The organism is Caulobacter sp. SLTY (genome assembly GCF_009905535.1).
Taxonomy (GTDB): domain Bacteria; phylum Pseudomonadota; class Alphaproteobacteria; order Caulobacterales; family Caulobacteraceae; genus Caulobacter.
The window spans coordinates 1-7,165 of sequence record NZ_JAAALA010000059.1 but is presented as its reverse complement, the minus strand read 5'-3'; the positions used below and the strand labels follow the sequence as shown (position 1 = coordinate 7,165).

Sequence of the window (7,165 nt, the reverse complement as noted above, 5' to 3'; positions counted from 1 at the left end):
GGGTGGGGGTGGAGACCTAGGGGGACTGGTTCGCCCGCAGGGCGTACCTGTCCCCGGTCGGCGCGGGCGGTTGCAACATCGCGATTCAGCCGGTTGGCGTGAGGGCCGGTCTTCGGCTGGCGCTGACCGGGGACAGGTAGGCCGCTGAGCGGCCAACCGGTCCCCAACCTCAGTGGGCGTGTTTCTTGCGGGGGATCAAGTGCAGGATCCCCACGATGATGCCCCCGATCACCAGGCCCACCACCGCCGAGGCGATGGCGAAGGTGAACCAGCCGAGGATGCCGCCGATGCCGGCCACCCCTTCGGCGGCGTGCTTGGCCACCTCGGTCCAGCCGACCAGCAGGTGGAGGAAGCCGAGGGCGGGGATGGTTTCGGCGAAGTGTTCCAAGGCGTGGATGATGATCCCGCCGCCGACCCACAGCATCGCCGCCGTGCCCACGACCGACAGACCGGCCAGCAGCGGCGGCATGGCGCGGACCAGGCTCTCGCCGAACGACTTGGTGGCCTGGCGCGGGCTCTTGGCCAGGTGCAGGCCGATGTCGTCCATCTTCACGATCAGGGCGACCACGCCATAGACAATCACGGTGATGCCGACCGCGACCGCCAGCAGGGCGAAGGCGCGGATCAGGAACGGCTGGTCGCCGACCTCGAACAGGGCGATGGCCATGATCTCCGCCGACAGGATCAAGTCGGTGCGGATGGCGCCGTTGACCTTCTTCTTCTCCAGTTCCTCGGAGCTGAGGGCCAGGTCTTCGGGTCCATCGACGGTATGGTCTCCATGCAGGCCGAGGGCCTCCAGGATCTTCTCTGTGGCCTCGAAGGCCAGGTAGGAACCGCCGATCAGCAGGATCGGATAGATGGCCCAGCTGGCGAAGACGCTGAGCAGCAGCGCTCCCGGCAGCAGGAACACCAGCTTGTTGATGATCGAGCCCTTCGCGATCTTGGCCACGATCGGCAGTTCGCGATCCGGCGTGAAGCCCACTGCGTAGCCCGGCGTCACCGCGGCGTCGTCGATGACCACCCCCGCGGCCTTGGCCCCGGCCCGGCCGGCCGCGGCGGAGACGTCGTCCAGGGACGATGCGGCAATCTTGGCGATGCCGGCGATGTCGTCGAGAAGGGCGGCAAGTCCGGAGGCCATGTGCGATTTCCCAATCCGGCCCACGGCCGCGTCAGGACTCCGGTAGCGGGCGGCGCTCCGATCGTAAAGCGTCCGTGTCGCCGAAGGTCGCGCGGTCTATTCCGGCGGCAGGGTCTGGTGGCCGGGATGGACGAGCAGGCCAGGAAGCCGGGCGGAAAGCGCCTTGAGAGCGGCATGGCTGCGGTGGATTTGCGGCAGGTCGGCTTCGAAGCCGGTGGCCTCCTCAAACTGCCCCGTCCACGCCTCGCGGCTGTGGAAGGCGTCGCCGGTGATCAGCTGCGGACCGTGCGGGGTGTTGACCAGATAGGCCGTCGAGCCCGGCGTGTGACCGGGCGCATGCAGGGCAAAGACCGAGCCGTCGCCGAAGATGTCCACGGCCGCCAGTTCACCCTCCGCGGCGGGGGCAAACCGCCAGGCGTTCAGCGGCGGGCGGCTCTTCAGCGCCTTGGCGACCGGCCGGGCGATGATCTGGTGAAAGGGGCTCTTCTGCTCACCGTCATGAGGCCCGACATAGAGGGGCGTCGACCGGTCCAACGCGACCACGCCCAGAACATGGTCGTAGTGCAGGTGGGTGATGAACACGCCCTTCGGCGCGCCCCAGCGGGCCACCAGGGCCTCGGTCCCGGTGCGCAGCGTCAGCCCATAGTCCTTGCGGACCACATTTCGCAGGATCGGGTCGAACCAGGCCTCGTAGTCGGCGGGCAGGCCGGCGTCGATCAGGTAGAGGCCGAACCGTGGATGGACGATGGCGTAGACATAGATCTGGGCGTCCAGCTGGCGGATGCGCCAGTCGGTCGTTCCCGGATCGCGAACGGTGTTGGGGAAATGCCAGTCGGCGACCGCCGCCTTCTCCAGGGTCACGTTTCCCGGACGGGCCAGGCTGTCCAGCATGGCGGTCTGGCTGACCGGGGCGCCCAGCACGGCGGAGCGAGTCGGGTGATCGCTGAGGGTGGTGGCGCAGGCGCCGAGCAGCAGCAGGCTGAGCGCGATGAGGGCGCGGAACGGGCCGGGCATCAGGGCAGTCTCCATCGTTCACGCCGGAGGAACCGGCGCGTTGGGGCGGATCGGAAGGGGATGTGGCTTCAGGCCGTTCGGACGAGCGGCTCGGCGGCCTGGTCGGGAACGCGTTCGAGGATGTCGCCCGGCTGGCAGTCGAGGTAGGCGCAGATGGCGTCGAGGGTTTCGAACTTGACCCCCTTCACCTTGCCGGACTTGAGCAGGGACAGGTTGGATGGGGTGATGCCGATGGCCCGGGCCAGGTCGTTGGAGCGGACCTTTCGCCGGGCCAGCATCAGGTCGAGGCGGACGATGATAGCCATCAGACGTACCCTTCCGCGTCTTCCTGCAGCTGGCGTCCCAGGGTGATGACCCAGGAGAGGACGAACAGCCCGGCGCCGACCAGCAGGGCGGCGAGGGTGTGGCCATGCAGCCAGGCGCGGTCCATCAGGCCAGCGGCCCGCACCAGCGGCTGGAACAGGCCCGGCGCCGCCGCGAACATGACCAGCAGGGCGCCGGCCCGGCGCATCCAACGCACGGACCCCTCGGTGAACACCTCGCCCCGGCGATAGGCGGCGAACAGGCGATGGAGACAGAAGAAGGCCCCGGCCAGGGCGCCGAAGATCACGCTCAACGGCAGCAGGCCGATCAGCCGCGCGGTCAGGGGCACATCGGCGATGCGCAGGCTGCCGGGCGCGAAGGGATCATCGCCCAGGTACAGGGTCGGTCCCTGGGCGGTCAGCCGGAACTGCTCGCCGGTATAGAAGAGGGCGGTCAGGATGGTGGCCAGGTAGACCACCGCCACCAGCCCGGCCAGCACGGCGAACACCGCCTCGAACGGCAGGCTGAGCCGCCGGATACGGGACAGGGCCGGGGACTCCGGCGGTGGCTGGGCATAGAGGCGTTCGACGGCGGCCATGGCATTCCCCCAATGAGAATGCCTGAATAACACGAATCAATTTCTGTAGAACAGAAAGTTTTTGCGAATTAGCGCGGCAGCCGCCGCGCCCGCACCTTGCCGTCGGGCCGCTGAAACTCGCCGGCCAGGCCCAGGCGCGCGTTGCAGGCCGGGCAGCGAATGTCGCTGTCGGGCGCCTCCTCGCCGGTGATCACCACGATCCCGCTGCAGGGCTTGCACCGCCAGCGCTCGCCCGGCGGCGGCTCCGGCGCGGCAGCGGGCGCGGCCGGTGGGGCCGGCGCCACGGCGGGCGGGAATTTCAGCTTCAGGATCGGCCGGCGGGGCGGATCGGACATGGGATTCGTCTCGTCTTGACCGATGGGGAGCGGGTCGGTCGAAAGTCGGACGGACCCTAAGGATCAGGACGCGGAAGGCAAGCCGCTCGGCCCCGCTGCCGTGTCGCAGGCGGCGCCGAGCTGTCACAGCGGGGGCTCAACCCTGGGCGTTCGCCAGGGCCACGGCGTCGGGACCGGCGGGGAAGCGCAGGCGGCCGGTGGTGTCGTGGACGGCGCGCCAGACGCCTTCGGCGACATCGGCGGCGGTGGTGGTCGGGCCGGGCTGCGCGAACGCCGCCTTGCTGGTCTCCCCGCTGCCGACGATCATTCATCTGAAAGCGGCCGGCCGGCTGGCGACCCTGGTCAAGCTGGTCGGCGATGAGGCGGCGGCGGAGCGGGCTGGCCGTGATCTGGTGCTTGCCCGGCTGGTCGAGGTTTTGCTGGTCGAGGCCCTGCGCGCCGCCCCTGAAGCGGATGCTCCGCCTGGCCTGCTGCGTGGCCTGGCGGACGCCCGCATCGCCCAGGCCCTGCGCCGGCTGCACGCCGAGCCTTCCCGGCCCTGGACCATGGCGCATCTGGCGCGGGAGGCGGCGATGTCGCGCTCGGCCTTCTTCGACCGGTTCGTTCGCGCGGTCGGAACTCCGCCGATGGAGTATCTGCTGGCCTGGCGCATGGCGCTTGCGAAGGACCTGCTGCGTCGCCGCGATTGCGGCCTGGAGGCGGTCGCCGAACGGGTCGGATACGGCTCGGCCAGCACCTTCAGCACCGCCTTCAGCCGGCATGTCGGCCAGCCGCCGGGGCGGTATTCGCGGTCGACGGGCGCGAGCGGCCCCGCGTGACAAAGCGCCGGCTCGGCCTATCTCCCGGGGCCTGGGCCATCTGGAGACCTCTAGTGCTGAATTCCCTGCGGGACGGGTATCGGGCGGCGGTGTTCGGCGGGGGCGGCGGTATCGGCTCAGCCCTGGTGCGGCGCCTGGCGGCTGACCCCGCCTGCGCGACGGTCTGGAGCGGGGCGCGGGACGCCGTGCGCTCGGAAGGCAAGGTCAGAGGGTTCGCCTTCGACCTCGAGGACGACGTGAGCCTTGCCGACGCCGCTCAGGCGTTGATCGCCGATGGCGAAGCCCCGGACCTGGTCCTTGTCGCCACGGGGCTTCTGCACGCCGATGCCCTGAAGCCGGAGAAGACGATAGCGGCTCTGCGCCGTGAGGGCCTGATGCGAGCCTTCGCAATCAACACCATCGGGCCGGCGCTGATCGCCAGCGCCCTGGCGCCGCATCTGCCACGCGGGCGCAAGTCGCTCTTTGCCGTCCTTTCCGCGCGCGTCTCGTCGATCAGCGACAACCGGCTCGGCGGCTGGCACGGATACCGGGCCTCCAAGGCCGCGCTGAACATGATGGTTCGCAACCTCGCGATCGAGGTGGCGATGCGCCGGCCGCAGGCGGTCTGCCTGGCGCTGCATCCGGGCACGGTGGACACGGGCCTTTCGCGGCCGTTCCAGGGCGGGGTTCAGCCCGGGAAGCTGTTCACACCCGATTTCGCCGCCGAACGGCTGCTGGCGGTTATCGACCAGGCCGGACCGGCGGACAGCGGCAGGCTGCTGGCCTGGGATGGGGCTGTCATTCCCTTCTAGCTCGCGCCAAGCGACCGGCATCGATCGGAGCAGTACTTCACCTGCGGCCAGTCCCTGGCCCATTTGCGGCGCCAGGCGAACGGGCGGTTGCAGGCCGGGCAGATCTTGGTCGGCAGGTCGGCCTTGCCTGCGACCTGGCCGTTGGCGTTCTTTCGGCTTCCCTTCGGCATGGCGCGGTCCGGTCCTCCTAGGCGTCGGGCGTGACACCGGACAATCTAGTGCGCCCAGGGCGCATGACCGCCCTCGCGCGCTCAGGTGATTGGCCCGCCGGGCGGTACCGACTATCTAGGCGGCGATGACCGCCCATCCCGCCCACCGCTTTTCCGTCGCCCCGATGATGGACTGGACCGACCGGCACTGCCGGGCGCTGCATCGCGTCCTGAGCGGGCGGGCGCTGCTTTACACCGAGATGGTCACCACGGGGGCGGTGCTGCATGGCGATCGCGAAAAGCTGCTGGGCTACGATCCGGCGGAGCATCCTGTGGCGCTGCAGCTGGGCGGGTCCGATCCGGACGACCTGGCCGCCAGCGCGCGGATCGGCGCCGACCTCGGCTACGACGAGATCAACCTCAACGTCGGCTGTCCGTCCGACCGGGTACAGTCGGGCCGGTTCGGGGCCTGCCTGATGCGCGAGCCGGAGCTGGTTGCCGACTGCATGGCGGCCATGAAGGCGGCGGTGGATGTGCCGGTCACCGTCAAATGCCGCATCGGCGTCGATGACCAGGAGCCGACGGAGAGCCTTTTCCGTCTGGTCGACCTGTCGTCGGCGGCGGGGGTGACAACCTTCATCGTCCACGCCCGCAAGGCCTGGCTGAAGGGCCTGTCGCCCAAGGAGAACCGGGACATCCCGCCGCTCGACTATCCGCTGGTCTACCGGCTGAAGCGCGAGCGCCCGGACCTGACCATCGTGATCAACGGCGGGGTGGCGTCACTTGAGGAGGCGGAAGCGCACCTTGAACAGGTTGATGGTGTGATGATGGGGCGGGCGGCGTATCACGAGGCCGGGTTGCTGGGCGAGGTCGACCGCCGGCTGTTCGGTGAGGCCGTGGGCGACGTCAGCCCGTTCGCGGCGGTCGAGCGCTATCGCCCCTACCTGCTGGCGCGGCTGGCGGAGGGGGTCCACCTGCCGGCCATGGCCCGCCACATGCTGGGCCTGTTCCACGGTCGCCCCGGCGCGCGGGCCTGGCGCCGGATCCTGACGGTCGAGGGCGTGAAGCCCGGCGCCGGGATCGAGGTGGTGGACAGGGCGCTCGACGCGGTCAGCGTGGGGCGGGTGGCGGCTTAAGGACTTGTCCGCGATTGCGCCGACGGGGCAGGGCGCCTAGCTAGCGACCGTGAGCATTCCCCACGATCATCCTCGTCGAGACACGCCGCGTGTCGGTCCCGGCGGCCCGCTGGGCGTCACCGAGGCGATGATCGAGCAACTGGTCCACCAGTTCTATGGCCGCGTGCGGCTGGATCCCGAGCTCGGGCCGATCTTCGATGGGGCCATCGGCGACCACTGGGACGCCCATCTGGCCAAGCTGTGCGACTTCTGGTCCTCGGTGGTCCTGGCGACCGGGCGGTTCCAGGGGCGGCCGATGGCCGTGCACCTGCGGCTGCCCGACATCAAGAGTGAGCATTTCGGCCGGTGGCTGACGGTGTTCGAGGAAACGGCGCAGCAGGTCTGTCCGCCGGCGGCCGCCGAGCTGTTCATCGCGCGGGCGCGTATGATCGGGCGAAGTTTCGAGCTGGGCTTGGCCGCGCATCGGGGCGAGGCGCCGGTGGCGACGCCCGTTCGTCCCAGGCGGCCGAGCCTGAAGTTTACGGCTTGAGGATCAGCGCCGTGCGGGTCGCCTCGAAGGAGGAGAGCCGGCCGAGGTAGCTCATGCCCAGCAGGGAGGTCTTCAGGCCGCCCTCGAGCACCAGGGCGTCGACGTTCTCGATCCGCGCGCCGGCGATGGTCACGCTGCGCAGCTTCACCTGGGCGGCGCGGGTCTTGCCGTCGGCGGTAGTGACGTCGACCCGGTAGTCGAGCTTGGCGAGGTCCAGGCCCAGGCGGCGGGCGTCATCGGCGGTCAGGGCCACCGCGGTGGCGCCGGTGTCGACCAGAAAGCGCACGGCGCTGCCGTCCACATCGGCGGTGGCCCAGTAGTGGCCGTCCGCGGCCTTGGTGACCTGGGCGGGGG

The 7,165-nt window shown here is 70.0% G+C and carries 12 protein-coding genes; 4 read left to right on the top strand and 8 right to left on the bottom strand.

Annotated elements, in window-relative coordinates:
- Positions 1 to 169: 169 nt before the first annotated feature.
- The 6 genes from GVN21_RS19955 to GVN21_RS21080 form a co-directional block, all read right to left on the bottom strand.
- Positions 170 to 1,138, bottom strand: coding sequence for a DUF808 domain-containing protein (locus GVN21_RS19955; protein ID WP_166576493.1), 969 nt, complete (start codon positions 1,136 to 1,138; stop codon positions 170 to 172).
- Positions 1,139 to 1,234: 96 nt separating this feature from the next.
- Positions 1,235 to 2,152: an MBL fold metallo-hydrolase gene (locus tag GVN21_RS19950; protein WP_166576492.1), complete on the bottom strand. Its 918-nt coding sequence runs from the start codon at positions 2,150 to 2,152 to the stop codon at positions 1,235 to 1,237.
- A gap of 68 nt (positions 2,153 to 2,220) precedes the next feature.
- Positions 2,221 to 2,457 carry a helix-turn-helix transcriptional regulator gene (locus tag GVN21_RS19945; protein ID WP_166576491.1) on the bottom strand — a complete coding sequence of 79 codons (237 nt, stop codon included), beginning with the start codon at positions 2,455 to 2,457 and terminating at the stop codon, positions 2,221 to 2,223.
- Positions 2,457 to 3,053, bottom strand: coding sequence for a DUF2975 domain-containing protein (locus GVN21_RS19940; protein ID WP_166576490.1), 597 nt, complete (start codon positions 3,051 to 3,053; stop codon positions 2,457 to 2,459). Before GVN21_RS19940 ends, GVN21_RS19945 begins: the two co-directional genes overlap by 1 nt.
- 68 nt (positions 3,054 to 3,121) lie before the next feature.
- Entirely contained in the window at positions 3,122 to 3,388 is a 267-nt protein-coding gene (locus tag GVN21_RS19935) for a hypothetical protein (RefSeq protein ID WP_166576489.1), read from the bottom strand.
- Positions 3,389 to 3,524: 136 nt separating this feature from the next.
- Positions 3,525 to 3,695, bottom strand: coding sequence for a hypothetical protein (locus GVN21_RS21080; RefSeq protein WP_240903049.1), 171 nt, complete (start codon positions 3,693 to 3,695; stop codon positions 3,525 to 3,527).
- Between GVN21_RS21080 and GVN21_RS19930 the strand changes: the two genes are divergently transcribed.
- Both GVN21_RS19930 and GVN21_RS19925 read left to right on the top strand, forming a co-directional pair.
- Positions 3,634 to 4,206: an AraC family transcriptional regulator gene (locus GVN21_RS19930; RefSeq protein ID WP_346764296.1), complete on the top strand. Its 573-nt coding sequence runs from the start codon at positions 3,634 to 3,636 to the stop codon at positions 4,204 to 4,206. The two genes, GVN21_RS21080 and GVN21_RS19930, sit on opposite strands and share 62 nt — an antisense overlap.
- A gap of 53 nt (positions 4,207 to 4,259) precedes the next feature.
- The gene (locus GVN21_RS19925) at positions 4,260 to 4,997 is read left to right on the top strand and encodes an SDR family NAD(P)-dependent oxidoreductase (protein WP_346764295.1); all 738 of its coding nucleotides are present in this window, start codon (positions 4,260 to 4,262) and stop codon (positions 4,995 to 4,997) included.
- Here GVN21_RS19925 and GVN21_RS19920 read toward each other — a convergent pair.
- Positions 4,994 to 5,167 (bottom strand): DUF2256 domain-containing protein, encoded by a 174-nt coding sequence (locus tag GVN21_RS19920; RefSeq protein WP_166576487.1) that lies wholly within the window; start codon positions 5,165 to 5,167, stop codon positions 4,994 to 4,996. The genes GVN21_RS19925 and GVN21_RS19920 overlap by 4 nt on opposite strands.
- 125 nt (positions 5,168 to 5,292) lie before the next feature.
- Here GVN21_RS19920 and dusA point away from each other — a divergent pair, with 125 nt between their 5' ends.
- Both dusA and GVN21_RS19910 read left to right on the top strand, forming a co-directional pair.
- A complete protein-coding gene (gene dusA, locus GVN21_RS19915; RefSeq protein WP_166576486.1) occupies positions 5,293 to 6,282 on the top strand; it encodes a tRNA dihydrouridine(20/20a) synthase DusA in 990 nt (329 codons plus the stop codon).
- A 49-nt stretch (positions 6,283 to 6,331) separates the two neighbouring features.
- On the top strand, positions 6,332 to 6,811 hold the full coding sequence (locus GVN21_RS19910; RefSeq protein WP_346764294.1) for a group III truncated hemoglobin: 480 nt from the start codon (positions 6,332 to 6,334) through the stop codon (positions 6,809 to 6,811).
- On the opposite strand, the gene GVN21_RS19905 is transcribed toward GVN21_RS19910, so the two are convergent.
- Positions 6,801 to 7,165 (bottom strand): TIGR02281 family clan AA aspartic protease (locus GVN21_RS19905; RefSeq protein WP_166576485.1); only part of this gene is annotated, 365 nt, incomplete at its 5' end. The two genes, GVN21_RS19910 and GVN21_RS19905, sit on opposite strands and share 11 nt — an antisense overlap.